The 21,865-nt window shown below is 42.6% G+C and carries 14 protein-coding genes; 8 read left to right on the forward strand and 6 right to left on the reverse strand.

The features are described from left to right. Nucleotides 1-26 precede the first annotated feature (26 nt). From msrA to EWE74_RS01920, 6 genes are all read left to right on the forward strand, one after another. Complete coding sequence (gene msrA, locus EWE74_RS01895; protein ID WP_130139847.1) at nucleotides 27-539, forward strand: peptide-methionine (S)-S-oxide reductase MsrA; 513 nt, start codon at nucleotides 27-29, stop codon at nucleotides 537-539. A 348-nt stretch (nucleotides 540-887) separates the two neighbouring features. After that, the gene (locus tag EWE74_RS01900) at nucleotides 888-3,911 is read left to right on the forward strand and encodes a SusC/RagA family TonB-linked outer membrane protein (RefSeq protein WP_130139848.1); all 3,024 of its coding nucleotides are present in this window, start codon (nucleotides 888-890) and stop codon (nucleotides 3,909-3,911) included. A gap of 9 nt (nucleotides 3,912-3,920) precedes the next feature. Next, nucleotides 3,921-5,630, forward strand: coding sequence for a RagB/SusD family nutrient uptake outer membrane protein (locus tag EWE74_RS01905; protein WP_130139849.1), 1,710 nt, complete (start codon nucleotides 3,921-3,923; stop codon nucleotides 5,628-5,630). A gap of 209 nt (nucleotides 5,631-5,839) precedes the next feature. Beyond that, nucleotides 5,840-7,384, forward strand: coding sequence for an alpha-N-arabinofuranosidase (locus EWE74_RS01910; protein ID WP_130139850.1), 1,545 nt, complete (start codon nucleotides 5,840-5,842; stop codon nucleotides 7,382-7,384). Nucleotides 7,385-7,416: 32 nt separating this feature from the next. After that, a complete protein-coding gene (locus EWE74_RS01915; RefSeq protein ID WP_130139851.1) occupies nucleotides 7,417-9,378 on the forward strand; it encodes an alpha-L-arabinofuranosidase C-terminal domain-containing protein in 1,962 nt (653 codons plus the stop codon). Next, nucleotides 9,378-11,975 (forward strand): alpha-L-arabinofuranosidase C-terminal domain-containing protein, encoded by a 2,598-nt coding sequence (locus EWE74_RS01920; RefSeq protein ID WP_130139852.1) that lies wholly within the window; start codon nucleotides 9,378-9,380, stop codon nucleotides 11,973-11,975. Before EWE74_RS01915 ends, EWE74_RS01920 begins: the two co-directional genes overlap by 1 nt. 16 nt (nucleotides 11,976-11,991) lie before the next feature. Here EWE74_RS01920 and EWE74_RS01925 read toward each other — a convergent pair whose 3' ends face one another. The 6 genes from EWE74_RS01925 to EWE74_RS01950 all read right to left on the reverse strand — a co-directional run bounded on the left by EWE74_RS01925 (nucleotide 11,992) and on the right by EWE74_RS01950 (nucleotide 17,781). Continuing rightward, nucleotides 11,992-12,624: a hypothetical protein gene (locus EWE74_RS01925; protein WP_130139853.1), complete on the reverse strand. Its 633-nt coding sequence runs from the start codon at nucleotides 12,622-12,624 to the stop codon at nucleotides 11,992-11,994. A gap of 870 nt (nucleotides 12,625-13,494) precedes the next feature. Beyond that, a complete protein-coding gene (locus tag EWE74_RS01930) occupies nucleotides 13,495-13,884 on the reverse strand; it encodes a hypothetical protein (RefSeq protein ID WP_130139854.1) in 390 nt (129 codons plus the stop codon). A 148-nt stretch (nucleotides 13,885-14,032) separates the two neighbouring features. Then, complete coding sequence (locus EWE74_RS01935; RefSeq protein WP_130139855.1) at nucleotides 14,033-15,094, reverse strand: alpha/beta hydrolase; 1,062 nt, start codon at nucleotides 15,092-15,094, stop codon at nucleotides 14,033-14,035. A gap of 12 nt (nucleotides 15,095-15,106) precedes the next feature. Further along, the gene (locus EWE74_RS01940) at nucleotides 15,107-15,667 is read right to left on the reverse strand and encodes a sugar O-acetyltransferase (RefSeq protein WP_130139856.1); all 561 of its coding nucleotides are present in this window, start codon (nucleotides 15,665-15,667) and stop codon (nucleotides 15,107-15,109) included. 89 nt (nucleotides 15,668-15,756) lie between these two features. Then, a complete protein-coding gene (locus tag EWE74_RS01945; RefSeq protein ID WP_130139857.1) occupies nucleotides 15,757-16,584 on the reverse strand; it encodes a helix-turn-helix domain-containing protein in 828 nt (275 codons plus the stop codon). A gap of 132 nt (nucleotides 16,585-16,716) precedes the next feature. Next, nucleotides 16,717-17,781: a glycoside hydrolase family 43 protein gene (locus EWE74_RS01950; RefSeq protein ID WP_206365113.1), complete on the reverse strand. Its 1,065-nt coding sequence runs from the start codon at nucleotides 17,779-17,781 to the stop codon at nucleotides 16,717-16,719. A 226-nt stretch (nucleotides 17,782-18,007) separates the two neighbouring features. Between EWE74_RS01950 and EWE74_RS01955 the strand changes: the two genes are divergently transcribed. Together EWE74_RS01955 and EWE74_RS01960 are read left to right on the forward strand one after the other, a co-directional pair. Then, nucleotides 18,008-19,831, forward strand: coding sequence for a BNR repeat-containing protein (locus tag EWE74_RS01955; RefSeq protein WP_130139858.1), 1,824 nt, complete (start codon nucleotides 18,008-18,010; stop codon nucleotides 19,829-19,831). 25 nt (nucleotides 19,832-19,856) lie between these two features. Further along, nucleotides 19,857-21,818, forward strand: coding sequence for a family 43 glycosylhydrolase (locus EWE74_RS01960; protein ID WP_130139859.1), 1,962 nt, complete (start codon nucleotides 19,857-19,859; stop codon nucleotides 21,816-21,818). The last annotated feature ends 47 nt before the right edge of the window (nucleotides 21,819-21,865 follow it).

Consider the following 21,865-nt stretch of genomic DNA (forward strand, 5'->3'; position numbering starts at 1 on the left):
TAAATTCTTCCTTGTATCTTTATCTTATGAAAGCAACATTTGGAGGAGGATGTTTTTGGTGTACCGAAGTGATATTCCAAAACATAGAAGGAGTTCGTAGTGTTTTACCCGGTTACATGGGCGGGAAAACTGATAACCCGACGTATAAAGAAGTCTGCAATGGTGATACAGACCATGTTGAAGTTATACAACTGGATTTTGATGAAACTAAAGTAGATTTCAACGCCTTATTAAAAGTATTTTTTAAAGCGCATGATCCCACGACATTAAACAGACAGGGAAATGATGTGGGCACACAGTACCGCTCTGTTGTTTTTTATCATGACGAAACACAGAAAGAAGCGACTGCGCGCTTTATCAAGGAATTAGACAAACAAGCTATTTTTGCTGATCCTATAGTAACGGCAGTAGAGCCAGCAGTTACATTTTGGGAGGCGGAAGACTACCACCACGATTATTTTAATCAAAATCCGGGTAATCCATATTGTGCTGCTGTTATCGCTCCTAAACTACAGAAGTTTTTGAAAGAATATAAGTAAAATACATACACCACTTCTTTCATAAAAAACTTTGTCAAACCTCGTTAATACGAGGTTTTTTTATTGCTCTACAAAAAAATATCTTTCCTGCATTCATTTTAGACATTTTTGAACGATAATCCAACCTCGTGAATTCGGTACGATACTATGTTTGTAACAGAAATATGATAAAGCTAACTCAGCGAAAAAGTCGTTAGCACGACGTTAAAAATATGAGTTAACCATTTTTAAACATTAAACTGAATGATATGTATCCAATTTGAGCTAGGCGAGGAAATTAAGAAAGCTGATTAGCGATGCTAGTCAGACAAAACATGATGTTAACCAAAATCACTAACTATAAAAACTATGTTGAAACAATTTACTGAAAATTATTACAAAGCATTTTCTTTGCTTTTGTGTGCGATACTCAGCGTAACATTTGGCTTCGCACAACAGACGACGCGGAATGGTGTCGTGAAAGATACTGGTACAGGGAGTGGAATTGTAGGAGTCACCGTGGCGGTGAAGGGAACGTCCAACAGCACACAAACAGATGCTAAGGGGTCATTTTCGATTTCAGCTTCTGCGGGACAAACGTTGGTCTTTAGTTTTATCGGCTATGATCCGAAAGAAGTTACCGTAGGGCAATCCACCACAATTACGGTTGAGCTGGTCTCTTCTGAAAATTTGTTGGATGAATTGGTGGTGGTTGGATATGGTTCGCAAAAGAGGTCCGATATTACCGGTTCCGTTGCTTCCGTTCCCAAAGAACGCCTATCCAATCTCCCCGTGACAAATGTGATGCAGGCCATCCAAGGAGCTGTTTCCAATGTCAATATTAGCCAAGCATCCTCTATTCCCGGCGATTCACCGGCAACCCAAGTGCGCGGGCTCAATTCGATGAGTGCCGGTTCAGGGCCATATATTGTAGTAGACGGTATACCATTAACTAAAACCGATGGCTCTATTAATGACATCAACCCGAATGATATTGAATCGGTTGAGATTTTGAAAGATCCATCTGCTGTCGCAATCTATGGGGTGAACGGCTCTAATGGTGTGATTCTGATCACCACAAAAAGAGGGGCGACCGGAACGCCGACTATACGGTATAGCGGTTATGCCGGTGTTGAGGAACCATCCCACATGTTGGATCCCGTATCAGCAGAAGAGCTATTGGCAAGATATGCAGAATACGCGCGGATTACCAATACAAGTTTATTTAACGGTGGTCCGGTACGTAACGAGTTTGAATACGACAACTACCAAAATGGTGTAACGACAGATTGGTTAGATGCTGTTATGCAAACAGGAACCATACAAAATCATAATGTCGGTTTATCTGGCGGAAGCGAAAATGCGAAATATTATGTGTCGGTCGACTATTTTGGGCAGAAGGGTATTGTGAAAGGGTTTGATTACGACCGTTACTCTTTCCGGGCAAATACAGATTTTGATCCGACTAAATATTTAACCGTGGGTACCTCTGCTTTTATTGCTGCGCATAATAGAGATGGCGGACGGGCAAACCTAACACAAGCCTTGGCGATGAGTCCGTATGCACGTATGTATGAAGACGATGGTACATTGACACGGTGGCCAATGTATTCGGAGCAATTATGGGAAAACCCATTACTACATACTACTACTGATCCAGAACGGCGGGAGTTTAATATGTCGTTAAACGGTTACGCCGAAATGAATTTTGGTAATATTTGGGAACCTTTGTCTGGTTTGAAATACCGGTTTAACGGCGGATATTCTTATGTGCCGAAACGTACAAACGAATACCAAGGTTTATCGGTGTATAACGCCAATGGTTGGGGGCGGATACACAATGCAGAAAGCCAGACATACACGTTAGAGAATATTTTGACGTATGAAAAAACCATTGGTTTGCACCGTTTCGACTTCACAGGACTTTATGCCGCAAGAAGTAAATATTGGCAGGAATCTGAAGCCATAGGAGAAGTTTTTCCGAACGATGTATTAGAATGGGGAGGTTTGGGTACAGCTTCCACGCACAAAGTATCTTCGAGAGCAGATCTTTACCGTTCAATTTCGCAAATGGGCCGGTTGAATTATAGTTACGATAGCCGTTATATGTTAACCTTTACCGTGCGTCGGGATGGAGCATCGGTATTTGGCGACAACCATAAGTACGGTGTTTTTCCTTCAGGCGCTGCTGCTTGGAATATTCACAATGAAGGGTTTATGGAGAGCACCAGAAATGTTATTGATAATTTGAAACTACGTGTTTCGTATGGTGTTGCCGGAAACGAAGCCATAAACCCCTATCAGACCCTATCTTTGATGGAATCGAATCCACTGGCTCTGGGCGGTCTATCGAATGCCGCACTGCGCTACCGTGTGCGGATGGGGAATCAGGATTTACGCTGGGAGAAAACAGCAGGTTTCAATACCGGGGTAGATTTTGGCTTGTGGGGAAATCGTCTAAGTGGTACGGTAGAATTTTATAAAACCAATACACAAGATATGTTGATCTTACAACGGTTACCTCGGATAACAGGTTTTGCGGATGTTTGGTCAAACCTAGGGAAAGTATCCAATACCGGTATCGATGTGACTTTAAATTCTAAGAATATTGTTAAGGATAATTTTAGCTGGTCGTCGATGTTAGTGTTTGCACATAATAAAAACAAAATTGTGGATGTATACGGCGATAAGAAAGACGACCTGGGAAATCGTTGGTTTATCGGACATCCGGTAGGCGTTATCTACGACTATACCCAAGTAGGTATATGGCAAGAGGACGAAATTGCAGCGGGTCTACATAACGGATGGGATGAGCAAGCAGAAGCCGGAGCGGTGAAATTGGCCGACTTAAGTGGTGACGGTCTCATCAACGACGATGATCGCCGCATCTTAGGGCAAACCGCTCCAAAATGGACGGGTGGTATTACAAATACTTTTACCTATAAGGACTTCTCGCTAAACGTGTTTATTCAAACGGTTCAAGGAGCTATGCGCAACAATCCGCAGATCGGTGGTGCATCTGATGAATTGGGAAGACGTAGTGCGCCGGCAGATTTAGGGTATTGGACACCCGAAAATAAAAGTAACGAATGGCGTTCATTGAGTAATCGCTCCAACATCTATGGATATGGCTTTCCGAAGAGTGCAAGTTTTACACGGCTGAAAGATGTAACATTAAGTTATAATATGCCAGCAGATATCGCTAGCAAAATAGGTGTATCGGGCGTAACGCTCTATGCTAGCGGTAGAAACCTCTATACCTGGACAAGTTGGCTGGGCTGGGATCCAGAATCAAGGGATATCCCAAGAGGGCACAGTCAGGATGGCGTTGGAGACAATACCAACTATCCGATGGTTCGTAATTACGTTTTTGGAGTAAACCTTACATTTTAACATAAAGTCATGAAGATATATAAACATACAAAATTATGCTCGGTGCTCGCATTGCTCTCTTTAGGGGTGGCATCGTGTAGTGATAGTTTTTTGAATGAGAAGCCCTATTCTGACTATGAGGCAGGAACCGGCGACCCTTCTATCGTGGAGAACCAATTAATAGGACTTCATTATATTTATGCTCAATTGTGGGGATGGAGTGGTAGACAGGGATTTTTATCCTGTTGGCAAATAGGGATGGATATTACCAGTGCCGGAGCAACGGAAGGTGTTGAGAATCCTTTTTATCAATATGCCGATCTCAATTCGGAAAACGGAGGCGTATCTTACCTTTGGGAGCGTTCGTATCAGTTTATCAACAATGCCAATACCATTATTAGTTCGGTGGGGGACGAAAATCCGGCGGCAGCAGCGGAAGCACGTTTCTTCAGGGCTTACGCTTATAATACACTCGTTACATTATGGGGAGATGTTCCATTATTGACCGAATCCATTGATGTACCTACTTTTAACTACGCGAGAGCTTCCGTAGCCGATGTCGATATCGTAATCGAGGAAGACTTGGATTATGCGGTAGCTAATCTACCCAATGTTGGGGAAACACGTACCGGAAGCCGGATAAATAAAGATGTAGCGAGACAGTTGGCTGCAGAAGCCTATCTTCGTATGGGAGAGCGTGATGCTTCTTATTTTGAGAAAGCCGAGCAAATGGCATCTGCTATCATTGATGGTGGCAAATATCAATTGATTGAGGCACGCTATGGAAAGTACTTAGGTGAAGGTGGTGATTATTACAGGGATATGTTCCGTCAGGGAAATATGCGCCGTTCCGAAGGTAATACGGAAGCGATATGGACATTTGAATTGGAGTATAACCGCGAAGTAAACGGTGGTACCATTGATAATCCACAGCACCGTCGAGTTTGGCAGCCTGCTTACCACAAATGGGAAGGGATGGTTAATGCGGATTCGTTGGGCGGACGTGGAAACGGACGTCTTCGTTTGAGTAACTTTATGAAGTACACCGTATGGCAAGGATTGGATGGAGATATCCGGAACAGTAACTACAACATCCGTAGAACCGTGAATTACAACCGACCGGGTTATTCGGCGGAGATAGGTATTGATGCCGATGGTTGGCGTGTGGCGAAAGATGCGGGCGTACAAAACGTGACTATTAAAACGGGTGATCAAGCGATTCCTTTCAAAACGGATAGTTTAGAGGTATGGTATCCTTTTCCAACCAAATGGGGTGGATATGATGAAACCGATGATTTTGGATACGCATTAGTGAAAGACTGGTCTGTGATGCGCTTAGGAGAAACCTATCTTTTACGTGCGGAAGCCAGATTACGCCAAGGAAATACTGGAGGGGCAGCTGATGATATCAATGTACTTCGCGACCGGGCATTTAAAATGGCACGCGAAGAAAGCGGCAATGCCAATCTGGGGCAGGTAAGTGCAGCGGATATCACGTTGGACTTTATTCTCGATGAGCGCGCAAGAGAACTGATTTCGGAAGAAAATCGCCGGATGACGTTGGTGCGTACCGGAAAGTTAAGAGAGCGTATTGCATTGAATGGCGATGATGGGCCATCGAATAAGATTACGTCAGGTTTTCAGGATTACCACGCACTGCTTCCTATTCCGTTGAGCGAAATTCAACTGAATAACAAGGAAGGAGAGCCGTTGACGCAGAATCCGGGATATAGTAAATAAAATAAATGCGAATGAAAAGCTGGAAGATAAGTTCTTCCAGCTTTATTAATTTATGCTGAAAAAGGAAATAAAATTTTACTTTTATAAAAATAAGTGTTAATTTGACATTAATATTTGAAAAATCATGCCTTAAGTGGTTTGTTATAACGACTGGCGGCAACTTAGATACTAAGATATTATAAACCCAAAATGTAATTAAACTACTAAATATGATAAACATAAAATTAAACCTGAGCATCGCTTTGCTGTCTGTTTGTAGCTTTTCTTATGCGCAGAACCATATTAAATTAGCCGATCAACAAAGCGAAATCACGATTAACAAACATATTTACGGCCATTTTGCTGAACACCTTGGACGATGTATTTACGATGGTTTTTATGTAGGAGAAGCCAATGATTCTATTGCACATACTGCCGGTGTCCGGAATGATGTGGTCGATGCCCTGAAAAAATTACAGATACCAAATTTAAGATGGCCGGGAGGATGTTTTGCGGATACCTATCATTGGAAGGACGGAATCGGGTCAAAAGAAGGCCGCCCTTCCATCGTCAACAGCTGGTGGGGTGGCGTTACGGAAGACAATTCCTTTGGCACGCACGACTTCCTCAACATGTGCGAGCTGTTGGAAACGGAACCCTATCTAGCGGGTAATGTAGGAAGTGGGGAAGTACAGGAATTAGCCGATTGGGTCCAGTATGTCAATTTTGCCGGAAAAAGTCCGATGTCGGATCTCCGACGTGAAAACGGAAGAGAAGAACCCTGGAACGTTAAATTTTGGGGAGTAGGAAATGAAGCCTGGGGGTGTGGTGGAAACATGACTGCCGAGTATTACAGCGATATCTACCGGAAATATGCAACCTTTATGGCCGATTGGGACAACAGTGGTGGATTATACCGTATCGCATCCGGAGCGAATAGTGCCGATTACCACTGGACGGAAACGCTCATGAAGAATATACCAAACCATCTTATGAAAGGTGTCGCATTGCATCATTATGCGGTCATTAACTGGAACAAAAAGGGCTCGTCAACAAAATTTTCTGATGAGGAATATTTCAAAACGATGAAATCCGCTTGGTTTATGAATGAGCTTGTCGAAAAACATAGCGCAATTATGGATAAATACGATCCCCAAGCAAAGGTAGACCTTGTTGTGGATGAATGGGGAGGATGGTATGAAGTAGAGCCGGAAACAAATCCGGGTTTCTTATACCAGCAAAATACCATGCGCGATGCGATGATCGCTGGGATGACTTTAAATATCTTTAACAACCATGCTAAACGCGTTAAAATGGCAAACTTAGCGCAAACTATCAATGTGCTGCAAGCTGTTATCTTAACCAAAGGAAAAGATATGATCGTGACACCTACTTATCATGTGATGGAAATGTATAAGGTGCACCAAGATGCGCAGTTGATCCCGATCGAAATGCAAAGCGATACATATAAATATGGCGAAGAAGAAATTCCGGCTATCTCGGCTTCTGCATCAAAAGATAAACAAGGTAGCGTACACATTTCTGTCGTGAATATTGATCCGAAAGCAAAAAAGAAAGTTTCATTGGACTTAGGAGGCATCAAGGTAAAACATCTTACCGGGCGTATTCTGACCGCCAGCAATTTAAGAGAACACAATACGTTTGAGCAACCCAACACCGTACTTCCGCAAGAATATAAAGATGCCAAGTTGAAAGGGAATCAGCTAGAGATCGATATTCCAGCACATTCGGTTATTGTATTGGAGCTTATTTAGTAAAAAATTGAACATATAAATTCTTAATATAGATGAAGAAGATACTATCACTAACGACTGTTTTAGCTATTTGCGGCTCGTTTTTATATGCCCAGAATGCTGTCGACCTGAAAGTCCAACTAGATAATGCCTCCGGCAAAATATCACCACACATGTGGGGTATATTCTTTGAAGACATAAACCTTGGGGCTGATGGCGGTATTTATGCGGAACTTGTTAAAAACCGTTCGTTTGAGTTTGACCATCCGATGATGGGATGGAAACGTTTGGAGAACGTTCCGGAGGGTACTTTTTTGATTATCAACGACAGCCGTCGCAAAGGAAATGCGAGATCACTAAAAATACATAAGCCAACGGACTTTAAAACGGGTCTGCAAAATGAAGGCTTCCGCGGCATGGGCGTGAAGAAAGGAGATGGTTACGAATTTTCGTTGCTATATCGGCAGGCGTCTCCGGGTATACGGATTAAAGTGGAATTGCTAAATGAACAAGACCAGGTAATCGGTACGGCGGCGTTACCTTTGTCGCAAGGAGCCAACTGGCAGACTGGATCGGTGACGTTCACTTCGGCAGAGACCTCACCAAAAGGAAAATTAAACATCTGGTTTGAAGGAGCGGGTGATGTAGAAGTGGATATGTTGTCGCTTTTCCCGCAGGATACCTGGAAAAACCGTCCTAAAGGCCTTCGGAAAGATATGGTGCAGATATTGGCAGATATGGAGCCTGATTTCGTTCGTTTTCCGGGAGGCTGTATCGTAGAAGGTAGAGACTTGGCAACACGTTTTCAGTGGAAAAAAACCGTCGGGCCAATCGAAGAGCGTGAGCTGATTATCAATCGCTGGAATACAGAGTTTAGCCATCGCTTGACACCCGATTACTTTCAAACCTTCGGCTTGGGCTTTTATGAGTATTTCTTGCTATCAGAAGATATCGGTGCAGAACCGGTTCCAATCCTTAACTGTGGAATGGCATGCCAGTTTAATACAGGAGAAGTCGTTCCGTTGGACGAATTGGACGAATATATCCAAGATGCCTTGGATCTGATTGAATTTGCCAATGGCGATATCCATACACCTTGGGGTAAACTCCGTGCAGAGATGGGACATCCAGCGCCTTTCAATTTGAAAATGTTGGGTGTCGGAAATGAAAATTGGGGCCCTCAGTATATCGAAAGATTAGCTATCTTCCAAAAGATTTTGCAAGAGAAGCATCCGGAAATACAAATCATCGCAAGCTCGGGTACAGATCCGAATGGGGAGCGCTTTGACTATCTGGACGAAAAACTCCGCGATATGAAGGTGGATATCATCGATGAACATTACTATCGTCCACCGGCATGGTTCCTTTCAGGGGCAGATCGCTATGACGACTACGATCGTAACGGGCCGAAGATCTTTGCCGGAGAATATGCATCGCATACTACACGACCACAAGGTCCAGGAAGAAGTACGTGGGAGGCAGCATTATCCGAAGCAGCTTTCTTGACGGGATTGGAACGTAACGGTGATGTGGTAACGATGGCTTCTTATGCACCGCTGTTTGGCCATGTAGACGGTTGGCAATGGTCGCCCGACCTTATTTGGGTAGACAACCTGAATGTGTATGGTACACCAAGTTATCACGTTCAGAAGTTGTACTCCTTAAATAAAGGCACGGATATTATTCCTGTAAAACTTGGCGATCAAAACGTTGTTGGTCAGGACAGTCTATACGCTTCCGCTGTGTATGATGCTGATACAAAAGAGCTGATCGTTAAATTTGTGAACTACAACGAACAGTCTGTTGAGGCCAACTTCCAACTGGATACCAAGAAAAAAATCAAGGGGAATGCAACCAAGATTACATTAGCAAATGCCGATCTGAATGTGGTAAACAGCCTTGAAGAACCTTTGAGAATAAAGCCACAGACAGAGCAGGTGAATTATAAAGGTAAAGCCATTAAGGATACCTTTCCTCCTTATTCGTTTACTGTTATTAAAATACCTGTACAATAATGAAATGGATACTTTTATTGCTTTTGACAAGTAGTCCTTTACTGAATTTATTTGCCAACGAACCGGATTCGGCGTATATTTTTGCCTATTCTACCGGCAAACAGGATAATAAGGCCGGATTGCATTTTGCATGGAGCCGAGACCAAAAGACATGGCATGCTATCGGCCCGGAGTTTGCGTTTGTGAAATCGGATTATGGTGTATGGGGTGCAGAAAAGCGGATGTTTTCGCCAGTGCTGACATTCGGTGCAGATGGCTATTGGCATGCGTTATGGAGTGTCAATGATCAAGACCCAACTTTTGCTTATGCGAAATCTCCTGATCTCGTGCGTTGGATACCACAGGAATATCCTATTTTGCATCACCGTGATAACTGCACGGAAGTAGAGATTCAGGGTGATGGAACAGGAAAACAGTATATTTTATCTTGGATAGGTAACCATACAGGATCGGAAAAGTTTTTCAGTACGAGCACGACTGATTTTAAGCATTATACGCCTGTGAAAAAAGCAGATGAGGGTATCCGCATAAATCAAAGAACCCAGGCAAATATTGCTAATCGTACGGAAACCGGAACCATTCACAAAGTATCGTGGAAACTGATTGAAGGTTTGATTAAACATGTACAAGTTTCCAAGTACAGAAATGCACAACATGCAGAGTTAATGCGTGACGATCCAACACGTTTTCGGGATCTCCATCAGCTAGAAGCAAATATTACCGTTCAGGCCAACGAATCCAAGGCAATCAGTGATAAGCTGATCGGGATTTTTTTTGAAGATATCAATTACGCCGCAGATGGGGGGATATATGCCGAGCTCGTGCAGAATAGAGGGTTTGAGTACCAACCGACGGATAGAAAAAATGACCCGAATTGGCACAGTAAGACAGCTTGGAAAACGACAAACAGTGATGTTTCCTTTGCGATCGAAACCGCATCGCCTATTCATGAAAATAATAAGCACTATGCCGTCTTGACAGTGAACAAGGTTGGTGCTGGATTGCAGAATGAGGGCTTTGATGGGATTTCTTTAAAAGCGAATGCAAAATACGACTTTTCGGTCTTCGCCAAAACGATCGATGGAAAGGATGGCCGTTTGAAAATACGCCTGTTAGATGAACACGGTACAATATATGGCGAAACAACAACCGGTGCGTTAACAGAAAATTGGAAGAAACATGAAGCCGTACTGGTTTCGAAAGGAGATGTCTCCAACGGAAGACTGGAAATAATCCCGCAAGCAGAAGGGAAGATTGCCTTAGATATGGTTTCCTTATTTCCCCAGGAGACGTTTAACGGACGTAAGAATGGCTTACGTCGGGACTTAGCCCAAGTATTGGCGGATATTAAACCTCGCTTTGTGCGTTTTCCGGGCGGGTGTGTTGCACACGGACAGGGTATAGAAAATATCTACCACTGGAAAAATACGATCGGGCCATTGGAAGCTCGTAAACCACAGCGCAACCTTTGGGGCTACCATCAGTCGATGGGATTAGGCTATTACGAATATTTCCAGTTCTGTGCGGATATCGGTGCTGCGCCTATGCCTATCGTAGCGGCTGGAGTTCCTTGTCAAAATTCGGAAAAATGTGATCATCCGATCGGAGGGCAACAGGGGGGAATTCCATTGGAAGATATGGGCGCGTACATCCAAGATATCTTGGATTTGATTGAATGGGCAAATGGCGATCCTAAAACAAACAAATGGGCCAAGATGCGTGCGGATGCCGGACATCCTGAACCTTTTAACTTGAAGTATATCGGTGTCGGAAACGAAGACTTGATATCGGAAGTATTTATAGAGCGTTTCCAAATGATTTTTGACGCCATCAAGGAGAAATATCCGGATATCGTTGTGATCGGTACAAGTGGGCCGTGGTCGGAAGGGTCAGACTATGAACGTGGATGGGAAGTCGCTACGGAACTGGGTGTACCGATGATTGATGAACATTACTACCAGACTCCTGGATGGTATATCCACAATCAGGATTTTTATGATCGCTATGATCGCAGCAAAGCAAAAGTGTATGTGGGAGAATACGCAGCCCATTTACCTAACCGTGCGACCAATATGGAAACAGCATTGACGGAGGCCTTGCACCTGATCAATATCGAACGGAATGCCGATGTGGTGAGCATGACCAGTTATGCACCTTTGTTGGCCAAAGAAAAACGTACACAGTGGAGTCCGGATCTGATTTACTTCAATAACGACGAGATCAAACCAACGGTAGGGTATTATGTACAAAAACTATTCGGTGTACATGCTGGAAACGAATATTTTGCCAACCATATCGAACTAAATCACACGGATGAAGCTGTCAGAAAACGTGTTGCCTGTTCGGTCGTAAAAGATGAGGAGAGCGGTGATATCATCATCCGCTTGGCGAATTTATTACCTGTAGGCGTAAGTAGTAAAGTGACTTTGGACGGCTTGCTAACGGAAACTGCCAAGGCAACAAAAATGGTATTGAGCGGCCAACCCGATGCCGATAAAGCACAGCCTGCGACAGCGGAGATTACGGTGGAGAAAGATTGGGCTTACGAAATTCCTCCGTATTCTTTTTCGGTGATCAGGGTGTCTAATCCTAAATAAGTGATCGTTCACACGATCACCTTACCATCCACTTCACACTTTCCGTCCAGTCGGAAGCGCCATGCTTATTGCGGGCGCGGACACGGACCCAGATACACTGCCCGGTGCTATAGCCTTTGATGATATTCTTAAACGATCGGGTAGTGTATCTCATCTCTCCCCAGGCGGGCTCTTTGGTACCGCTATCGATATGATCGGCGACATTGTACTCGTAGATCATGTCGCGTCCTACCGGTTGGAACGAAAGTACAGCTTCGCCACTGAGGATACTGTCTTTGAGTACAGGCAAGCCGGGTGTGTCAGGATTAAGCCCTTTTTTCCGTCCTGTGAATACGGGGAAGCCGGATCGGTACAGTATCGTCAGATCCCCATCTGCAATACGGTTAACGTAGAATGCCAGTTGCTGCAGGAGGATTGCCAATCGTTTCTTGCTTTCCCTTTTTGCTTCGCGCTGCAACAGACTTCCGCTAAGTGCTTTATGGAGTTTGTCTTCATAGTCTACTATCGCGGTTTTCAGTTCTGGGAGCGTCGGGCTAGGGGATGGAAAAATAGTTTCGTCTTCCAATCCGTGTAGGATTGCTTTCGCCTGTACGGCCAAATGGGCATCTTTTGTACGAAAGAAACTTGATTTAGCACGCTGGTATTTCATCTTTTCTCTTTAATCGATTGGGTTTGTCCGGTAGGTTTTTACTTGCGTCCGAAAACAAACTGCTTGCTCCCGAAATGCCTGCTAAATATAGCTAAAAGTAGCTGCTTAAGCAAAATTCCTGTTTACTTTTTGTGTAAGAGTAGACAGTTTTTTGAAGAAAGAAACATGTTGTTGGTTGATAGTAACCTCTTCCTCGAAGAAAGGAACCACTTGGTCCGATAACACAATAAGGTGAATTACAGGTATGCGTAGTATTGTTGTAATGTTACGTAATCTACGCGAGATCAAAATACTTTCCGATAAAAAACGAATGGTAATCGGAAAAAAGCAAATGGTAATCTGAGAAAGGTAGAATGGTTTTCTGAAAAAGTGTCTAGGTCTAGCAATAAAGCCGCTGTTCTTTCGGGAAAAAGTAGCTAGTAACTAACTAAAAGGGAATGGGGGCAGCGAAAGAGTGTTTAGGTCTAGCACTAAAGCCATTGCTCTTTCGGAAAATGTGAGTGGAAGTCAGCAGAAAGGGAAGGGGGTGGCAAAAAAGGGAACTGTTTTGCTAACAAAGAAAATAGGAACGGAGGGAAAGTGTTTATTTTTTTGTGTTGTCTATATACATATAGGAAAAAGCCGGATATCTGTTTGCGAAAAGAAAACCGTGGTCTTGTAAAAGTGGATGGTAAATCTAAAAATGTACTTGCAGCTGCCGAGAAACCAGTTAGCTTTCCACTCGGCTCCGTTCGGAAAGCACAAAACCCGCATAGGAACGGCCCGAAAGGGATGTGGAAAAGACCAAAAGTGAACACCTTTTGCTAAGAAGTAGTTATATTTTTAATGATGTTACGTAACATTGTTGTAAGTTTACCGATTCTTCGCCGCTTACTCACTTGTAGACAGCAACTCAAAGCCACTGAAACAATTTCCTGCTTGCAGCATAATATTCAATTTTATTGGTTCTTCACTTTGGCTTTCATTAAAAGTGACTTTGATAGCACTGTTGTTTATTTTCTCAAAAACAAATCCATCATTTTCGACTACAAATGCGTCTTTTAGCGGCTTGTCCTGAAGATCAACCTCACGACCATTAGCCGAGATACCACTAACCCACCACCCATTATTTTTTTTCACGCTAACAAAGAAAATTTTTTCTGCTCCTTCAACAATTGGCTTATCGACCTTAATCACCAAAGGAGAATCACAAGTACCATCTAAGTTATCCTTGCAAGAAATGCTACTGAATAATAAAAGCAACAATAATAGTCTTTTCATAATCTAATACGTTTTCTAAGACTAACGAAGAGGATAGCATTTTTGCTACAAAAAAATAGACAGATTGCGGTTTCTTGATTTATTCTGCTTCAAAAATATTGACACAAAAGCCAACAACAATAACGATGGACGTCTCATTATCTTACAGTTATTTTAAATTCTCCTTAAAAAAAGTTTCCAACTTGTCAAATGGAATCAAATCAATCTTATCGTACAAATCCACGTGTACAGCGTTTGGAATAATCACCAGCTCTTTTGGCTCTGCTGCTGCTTTATAAGTATCTTCACTGAAATAACGAGAATGCGCATTTTCTCCTGCAATCAAAAGCGTTGGTCTTGGCGAAATCTCTTTGATGTACGTCAAAATAGGCATATTCATAAATGGTATTGGGGTGGTAATTGTCCACGCATTTCCTGAATTTACCGAACGTTCGTGATAGCCTCTTGGTGTCATATAATAATCGTGGTATTCGATTTGAAACTGTGCCTCTCCGCCACTCAATTTGTTATACGGAGGTTGATAGGCAGGAGTACCGTTTTCAGCGTCTTTCCAACGTTGTTCGCCTAATTGCTCTAATATTTGGGTACGTTGTTCCAATGTCGTAGCGTCATTATAGCCTTTTGACATGACTCTCGTCATATCGTACATACTTGTCGTGGCTACGGCTTTCACACGTTTGTCAATGGCAGTAGCATTCAAGGCGAATCCCGCCCAACCACAAATCCCGATAATACCAATTTTATTACGGTCAATGTTTTTCTGAATACCTAAAAAATCTACCGCGGCACTAAAATCCTCCGTACTGATGTCCGGCGAAGCAACATTACGAGGTTCTCCACCGCTTTCGCCTGTATAGGAGGGGTCAAAAGCCAATACTGCAAAGCCACGTTCTGCCATTTGGTTGGCATACAAACCCGACGACTGCTCTTTTACCGCTCCGAAAGGCCCACTAATGGCCAGTGCCGGGAAAGGCTCATTGCCTAGGTGTCCGGCAGGCAAGTATAGATCTCCTGTCAATGTTATTCCGTAACGGTTTTTGAAGGTTACTTTTTGGCGTGTTACCTTATCGCTTAACTCAAAAGTATACTGTTCTGTTTTTGCTGTATCGTTCATAGTCGTTGAATTTTCGTTATTCGTATTTCTATTTTGGTTGCAGGACTGACCTAAAAACATTAGGATCGTAACAGCTAAAATTGATACTCTTTTCATTTTATTTCTAATTTAAATTGTCTTCATGATTTTCGCTGGAATGCCACCCACCACGGTGTTATCTGGAACGTCTTTTGATACGACCGCACCCGATGCCACAATCGCATTTTCGCCAATGGTAACGCCTTGCAATATGGTTGCTCCTGCACCAATCCAAGCGTTCTTTTTGATGTGGATAGGTTTAGGCATGAGTGCATGTCTGTTCTCGGGTTCTAGAAGATGCCCCTCTGATAACAAACTGACTTTTGGAGCTATCAATACGTTATCTTCAATGGTAATTCCTCCTAAATCCAAGAAAGTACAATCGAAATTGATGAATACATTTTTACCGATTTTGGTATGCTTTCCGTAGTTGATATACAAAGGTGTGAAAACAGCAACACTTTCGTCGATTTCCGTATCTGTGATTTGGCTCAACAAATCCCTGATATCTTTCGGATCTGTTGCGCTGTTCATCTGTACCAATAATTCTTTCGTCTTATAGGAAGCCTCACGCATTTTATAGGCTTGTGGGTCGTTAGGTAAAATGGTTTCGCCATTGCGTAACCGTTTAAAAATATCTGTGGTTTGCATTGTATAACTTTTTACAATACAAAGTTAAAGACAAAGCCTCACAGTAAGTTTTCTGTAAGGCTCAAATTGTTTTGCTGTAAAGCTCAGTTTTAAATTTCGGTGGGAGTTATTCCGTATTGTTTTTTAAATACTGTAGAAAAGTGGGAAAGGTTTTTAAATCCGACTTCCATACAGACGTCCTGCACTTTTTTGTTTTCTTCTTTCAGCTTGATGTAAGCCATTTCCAAACGCTTTTTTATCAGCCATTTTTGCGGAGTGAGGCTGCTTATTTTTTTGAAATCCCGTTTAAATGTTGCTAAACTCCGTCCTGTAAATGATGCGATTTGTTCCATCGAAAGGTCGTCCGTATAATTATTATTAAGGAAATCCAAGAGATCGATTTTCCACGGTTCGGCAAAGTCGAACAGTATCGGGTAAAGCATTTCATTATTGTTCAGCAAGGCATAAATTCCCTCCAATAATTTCAGGTGAACAATGCCCTCAGTTGGTTTTACGTTGCTGTCAAAATACGGTGTAAGCGACTGAAACAAACTTTCAATATCAGGTGTTTTATTTAGTTTGAAAACGTTTTTATCGGAAATTTTTATGTCTTTCGGAATCTTCGATTTGTTCATTTTGCTGTAAAACTCACGCAATACCTTACGCTGAAACACAAGTGAAATACCTTTGTACAATTCCTTGCCCTTGCTGTTTTTGTACATAGTCAATCTGTGATCCCGTCTTATAAAGACGCATTCACCTGCTTTTATGGTTATCCGTTTATTTCTGTCCTCTATTACTTGTTCGCCCGAATACAGATATAACAAAACGTGTTCGGGTTTTGAATGGACACAATGCGTGCCGCTTTCAGAAAAACACGAAAGGAATATATCTGAGTAGCTTATAGTCTGAAAGGCATCGTCTTGTTGCTCTGCCATAATTTTGTTGTTGTTATATTGAAGTCCAAAATTAGAGATTTTGTTTTTGCTTTAGTTTGCTATAAGGTTCAAATTGTTTTTCTGTAAAGCTCAATCTATTGCAGAGAAGTATCTAGCAACTATATTTTAAATCTATAATCCCCATTTTTCTATTAATTTATCAGCTTCTGCTTTTGTCAGGTGAATAACCGCACCATGCTTGGGTGAGGTAAAATTGGTAGTTTTCATCACGCCCTGGTTGAACTGTCCGAGGTTTCGGAAGTTTACGAAATCTGTTGTTTCACTGAAACCAAAATTGTGAACCGATTGCCCATAACAATCATACATCAGTACCCATTTTTCTTCACCGATGCGTTTCCATACGTTAGGAGCTTCACAGGCTTGGGGTTCCGGATCATACCAACGAGGATCGAACGCGTAACCTCCGTTTGCACGATCCGATACGGCCTGCTTTATGCCAGCTACGCCATCATGCGAAACGTAGAACATCCGGTATTTGTCGCCTACTTTGGTAATATCGGCATCCAATGCAGTGATTTTTTCGTCGGGATATTCAAATAGTATCTGCGGAGTGGATTCCAAACGGTCGAAATCATCATTGACATAAGCGTAATATAATTTTGCGGCATCTGTGCGATGTCGCATAGTAAAGTAAATCATCAGTTTTCCGGCTTCTTCATCGAAGGTGGTCTCAGGAGCCCATGCACATCCTATATCCTGAAAGAAGGGAGCCTGGTTATCTAACCTTAGGTTTGCCCTTTTCCAATGGATCAGATCCTGGGACTTCATGAGCACCAACCCGCGGTTGTTTCCCCAGCCATAGTCTTCGCGCTCCCATTCCGTATGCCGATATCCGGCTTGCTGAGCATAGATGTGCAGATCGGTCATGGCTAGGTAAAAGGCGCCATCTGGGCCGCGGTAAATGTGTGGATCCCGGATACCTTTTTGGGCGGCAATAGTATCGCCTGCGATAATGGGGGTGCCGTCGTTCAGTGCAGTAAAGGTATAACCATCATGGCTTAACGCCATATGTAAACTATGGGTGTCGTCGTTATGAAAAACCATGAGGTAAGCACTCATGTCTTTTTCGGTCGGAGCTTGTTGTGCTTTACTTTGTGTAGCGCCGATAAGCAGACAGCACAAAAACAAGAGGGGGGTAAGATAGGTCTGTCTTTTTATTGAATTTGTATTCATCATATAAAGGTTTACATCTAGGGTGTAACAATAAAATTTTCTAAATAAACGAAATTTACTTGACAAATGTAAAAATAACATTTATTTTTATTTTACACTAGGGTCGTTGGCTTGGATGAATGTATTTTAAACCTATTTGAGCAATTTACAGACACAAAAACGGGCATATTTGTACATTTTTGTACAACAGTATCCAAATTTATAGACTTAATCAGATGGTATGGATAATATGATCAGAAAAATATGCTACATAGTTTTACTTCTCTTAGGACATCTTTTAAATGCTGCTGCTCCAGTTTTCGGACAAGGATATGAGGTATCTCCCGACGGAGCATGGTGTTGGTTCGCCGATCCGAGAGCTATCCATCATGAAAACCCCAAAAAGAAAATCAAAAAAACATATATCGGTTATATTGATGTGCACGGCAACATCAAGGCGATGCAGTACGATTTCGTAAAAAATGAACAGGTGGAAGTATTGGTGCGTTCTTGGTTTCAGCCTGATGACCATAATAACCCCACGTTTTTGGTCTTGCCCGATGATCGGGTGATGGTGTTTTATTCCCGCCATACCGATGAACGTTGTTTTTATTACCGGATTTCACAAAAGCCAGGTGATATCACGACACTAGGTAAAGAAATGCGATTAGAAACAGATCACCATACAACCTATCCGTCGCCTTTTATCTTGGCAGACGATCCCGAACATTTTTATCTCTGTTGGCGAGGGCTGAATTGGCATCCGACGATTGCTCGTTTGTCCTTACCGGATGCAGCAGACAACGTAACCTTTGTAGGTGAACCACGTCAGATTGTACAATCTACAGGTTCCCGACCTTATGCTAAATATGTATCCAATGGTAAAGACAAAATCTATATCGCGTATACGACAGGACATCCGGATAATGAGAATCCAAACTTCTTGTACTTTAGTTATGTGGATATAAATAGTCTGACATTGCACGACGTACAAGGTACTGAACTCGCCAAAATTGAAGAGAGGGCTTTTCGTGTGAACAAAACGGATGTATATATCCAGGAGTTTCCGACCACCGTGGTGGATAATCCGCAACAGCGCGATTGGGTTTGGCAGGTGGCCATTGATAAAGATAGCTCTCCGGTCATTGCCTTTGTACGGATCAGTGAAGATAAGAGGTCGCATGAATATTATTATGCAAAATGGACGGGAACGGAATGGAAAAAGACCTTTTTAGCGAACGGTGGCGGACATTTCCACCAGACGGAAAACTTAGAAATGTGTTATAGCGGCGGAATGACAATTGATCCGGATAAGGTAAGTGAGGTATATTGTTCTGTTCCAGTGGACGGTACGCATGGTGCTGTATACGAGTTGATAAAATATACTCTTGACGATGCTGGTTATATCTTGTCGACGGAAGCGATTACATCCAACTCACCGAAGAATAATATACGGCCTTATATGATCGAGGGAAGTCTGGGGACACCGCTGCGCCTGACTTGGATGCATGGAGATTATTATGATTGGATTGTAAGCAAGTCGCGCCCGGGTTATCCAACCGCAATTCACAGTGATTTTGAAGGTATGAACACGGCTGTTGACCTTGCCAAAGGACTCGTCAGCGAGGAGAATAGTTTTCAAGACAAACTTGGCAAAAGATTTACCATTTCACTGGATGTCGTGACCGATACGACGAATTATGAAGGTACGTTGTTCCAGATTGGAGATTTGTCTTATCAGTTGGATCGCAATAGCTTGAAGCCACAAGTTGAGTTTAAAGGAACGATATACCCTAGTACGAATATACTTGGCTCTGCGGATAGTTGGAGAAAGTATAATCGCGGTACAAGCGGAAAATGGTATGCCCCTGAAAAACTGCAGCGTTTCAAGTTGACCTTGACGTATGAAAAAGGAATCTTGTATACCTATGTCAATGGTCTGTTGGATCAATATATAGTGATCGGGAAAATCAATCAACCGGCCGTTAAATGGACATCCCCCAACGATTGGGTTCGAAGTATTTACGTTTACAATCGCGTATTAAATAACCAGGAGATAACTGCTCTCCATTAATCTAACACCTATATTCAGACAACATATGACGAAAAGTTCAAGCCACGTATCGAAAACCCTATTGGGCACATTGTTTTTCTTTTGTTTATTGTTCCACCCACCGTATATACGCGGACAATCGCAAACGCAGGAATCTAAATTTGAGGGATACTTATTTGCCTATTTTGAAGGAACCGGAAAGGGAGAGCAACAAGAACAGCTCCGTTTTGCGGTTAGTGCAGATGCCGTAAATTGGACGGCGTTGAATGGAAACAGGCCTATCTTGGCTTCCTCCGCTATTTCCCAGACCGGGGGGATACGTGATCCGCATATCTATCGAGGTGAAAATGAGGATAGCTTCTATATGGTCGCGACGGATATGTTTACGAAAAAGAATGGTTGGGATACGAATCCTGGGATCATATTGATGAAATCGGACGACTTATTAGATTGGAAGCATAGTATCTTGGATCTGGCTAAATTATACCCTAAAAGGTTTGGGAATGTGAAATGGGTATGGGCGCCGCAGGTATTTTATAACCATAAAGTCGGTAAATATCTCGTATATTTTACGGTACGCTTCCATGACGATGACAAACTGGACTTTTATGGCGCGTATGCCAATAAAGATTTTACGGGATTTGAAAAAGAACCGACATTGTTATTTAGCCCCAAATTTGGGGGTATTGATGGTGATATTATTTACAAAAATGGGCTTTACCACTTCTTTTATAAAGGAAATACCAAAGACGCTGAAGGGAAAGAATTTAAAAATGGTATTCAACAAGCCACCAGTAAATCGTTGAAAGGGCCTTGGAAAGAGGATTTTACCTATTTGGATGCTTATGCGGATACATCTATTGTGGTTGAAGGATCGAGTGTCTTCAAGCTGAATGGTCGCGATGAATATATCTTGATGTATGATCTTTATGCCGACGGACGGTATGAATTCCAACGGAGTACGGATTTGTTTGACTTTACAACGGAAACGGAATCATTTAATAAGAATTTCCATCCGCGGCACGGAAGCGTTATCGGTATTACGAAACAGGAAGCACGTCGTCTACATGCGAAATGGGGAGGTGTACCGACGGCATTGCTACAACCTCTCGAAAAAGGAGATCGTTATCATTTCGAAGCAAAGGGCAACCCGATTATAACACATCATTATACGGCTGACCCCGCGGCTCTGGTACAAGGGGATACCCTATGGTTGTATGCTGGGCATGATTTTGCGGGCGGCCAGCGAGGATATAAGATGAAAGACTGGTTGGTGTTTTCCACGACCGATATGAAAAATTGGACAGAATATCCCGTGCCCATGAAAATAACAGATTTTTCCTGGGCAAAAAGTGGTGATGCGTTTGCGGCAGATATGGTGAAACGTGACGGCAAATATTATTGGTATATCAGCACGAATTGGTCGGGAATCGGCGTCGCCGTGTCTGATCGTCCGGAAGGACCATTCAAGGACGCCTTGGGTAAGCCACTATTGACCAATGATGACTGTTTTGCATCAACGCATTCCTGGGCTTGCATCGATCCGGCTGTATTTATCGACGACGACGGACAAGCATGGGTTTTTTGGGGAAACAGGGAGTGTTATTATGCAAAACTGAAAGATAATATGATCGAGATTGATGGCGAGATCAAACAAGTAGCATTTGATGGCTTTAGCTTTACGGAGGCACCATGGATCCATACGTATAATGGCAAGTATTATTTAACCTATGCCACGGAATTTCCCGAAAAAATCGCGTATGCTACGGCAGACAATATCGAAGGTCCTTATGAATACAAGGGTATTCTCAATGAAATTGCCGGCAATAGCAACACGAACCATCAGGCTATCGTGCAATTTAAAGGAGATTGGTATTTTATATACCATAATGGCGGTATTAATACGGATGGAGGTAGCTATAGCCGCTCGATTTGTATAGATCGTTTATATCACAACGATGATGGAACCATCAAACGTATTGTGATGACCACGGAAGGTGTACAATAAAGAAAAGAAATGACTCCATAAAAAAAGCGCTGTAACAAAATACAGCG

The organism is Sphingobacterium corticibacterium, from assembly GCF_004208525.1.
Classification (GTDB): Bacteria; Bacteroidota; Bacteroidia; order Sphingobacteriales; family Sphingobacteriaceae; genus Sphingobacterium; species Sphingobacterium corticibacterium.

Coding starts and splice junctions, on each gene's coding strand:
- msrA (WP_130139847.1), top strand. CDS start 27: ATGAAAGCAACATTTGGAGGAGGATGTTTTTGGTGTACCGAAGTGATA.
- EWE74_RS01935 (WP_130139855.1), bottom strand. CDS start 15,094: ATGAAAAGAGTATCAATTTTAGCTGTTACGATCCTAATGTTTTTAGGT.
- EWE74_RS01945 (WP_130139857.1), bottom strand. CDS start 16,584: ATGGCAGAGCAACAAGACGATGCCTTTCAGACTATAAGCTACTCAGAT.
- EWE74_RS01900 (WP_130139848.1), top strand. CDS start 888: ATGTTGAAACAATTTACTGAAAATTATTACAAAGCATTTTCTTTGCTT.
- EWE74_RS01930 (WP_130139854.1), bottom strand. CDS start 13,884: ATGAAAAGACTATTATTGTTGCTTTTATTATTCAGTAGCATTTCTTGC.
- EWE74_RS01925 (WP_130139853.1), bottom strand. CDS start 12,624: ATGAAATACCAGCGTGCTAAATCAAGTTTCTTTCGTACAAAAGATGCC.
- EWE74_RS01905 (WP_130139849.1), top strand. CDS start 3,921: ATGAAGATATATAAACATACAAAATTATGCTCGGTGCTCGCATTGCTC.
- EWE74_RS01955 (WP_130139858.1), top strand. CDS start 18,008: ATGATCAGAAAAATATGCTACATAGTTTTACTTCTCTTAGGACATCTT.
- EWE74_RS01950 (WP_206365113.1), bottom strand. CDS start 17,781: ATGATGAATACAAATTCAATAAAAAGACAGACCTATCTTACCCCCCTC.
- EWE74_RS01915 (WP_130139851.1), top strand. CDS start 7,417: ATGAAGAAGATACTATCACTAACGACTGTTTTAGCTATTTGCGGCTCG.
- EWE74_RS01940 (WP_130139856.1), bottom strand. CDS start 15,667: ATGCAAACCACAGATATTTTTAAACGGTTACGCAATGGCGAAACCATT.
- EWE74_RS01920 (WP_130139852.1), top strand. CDS start 9,378: ATGAAATGGATACTTTTATTGCTTTTGACAAGTAGTCCTTTACTGAAT.
- EWE74_RS01960 (WP_130139859.1), top strand. CDS start 19,857: ATGACGAAAAGTTCAAGCCACGTATCGAAAACCCTATTGGGCACATTG.
- EWE74_RS01910 (WP_130139850.1), top strand. CDS start 5,840: ATGATAAACATAAAATTAAACCTGAGCATCGCTTTGCTGTCTGTTTGT.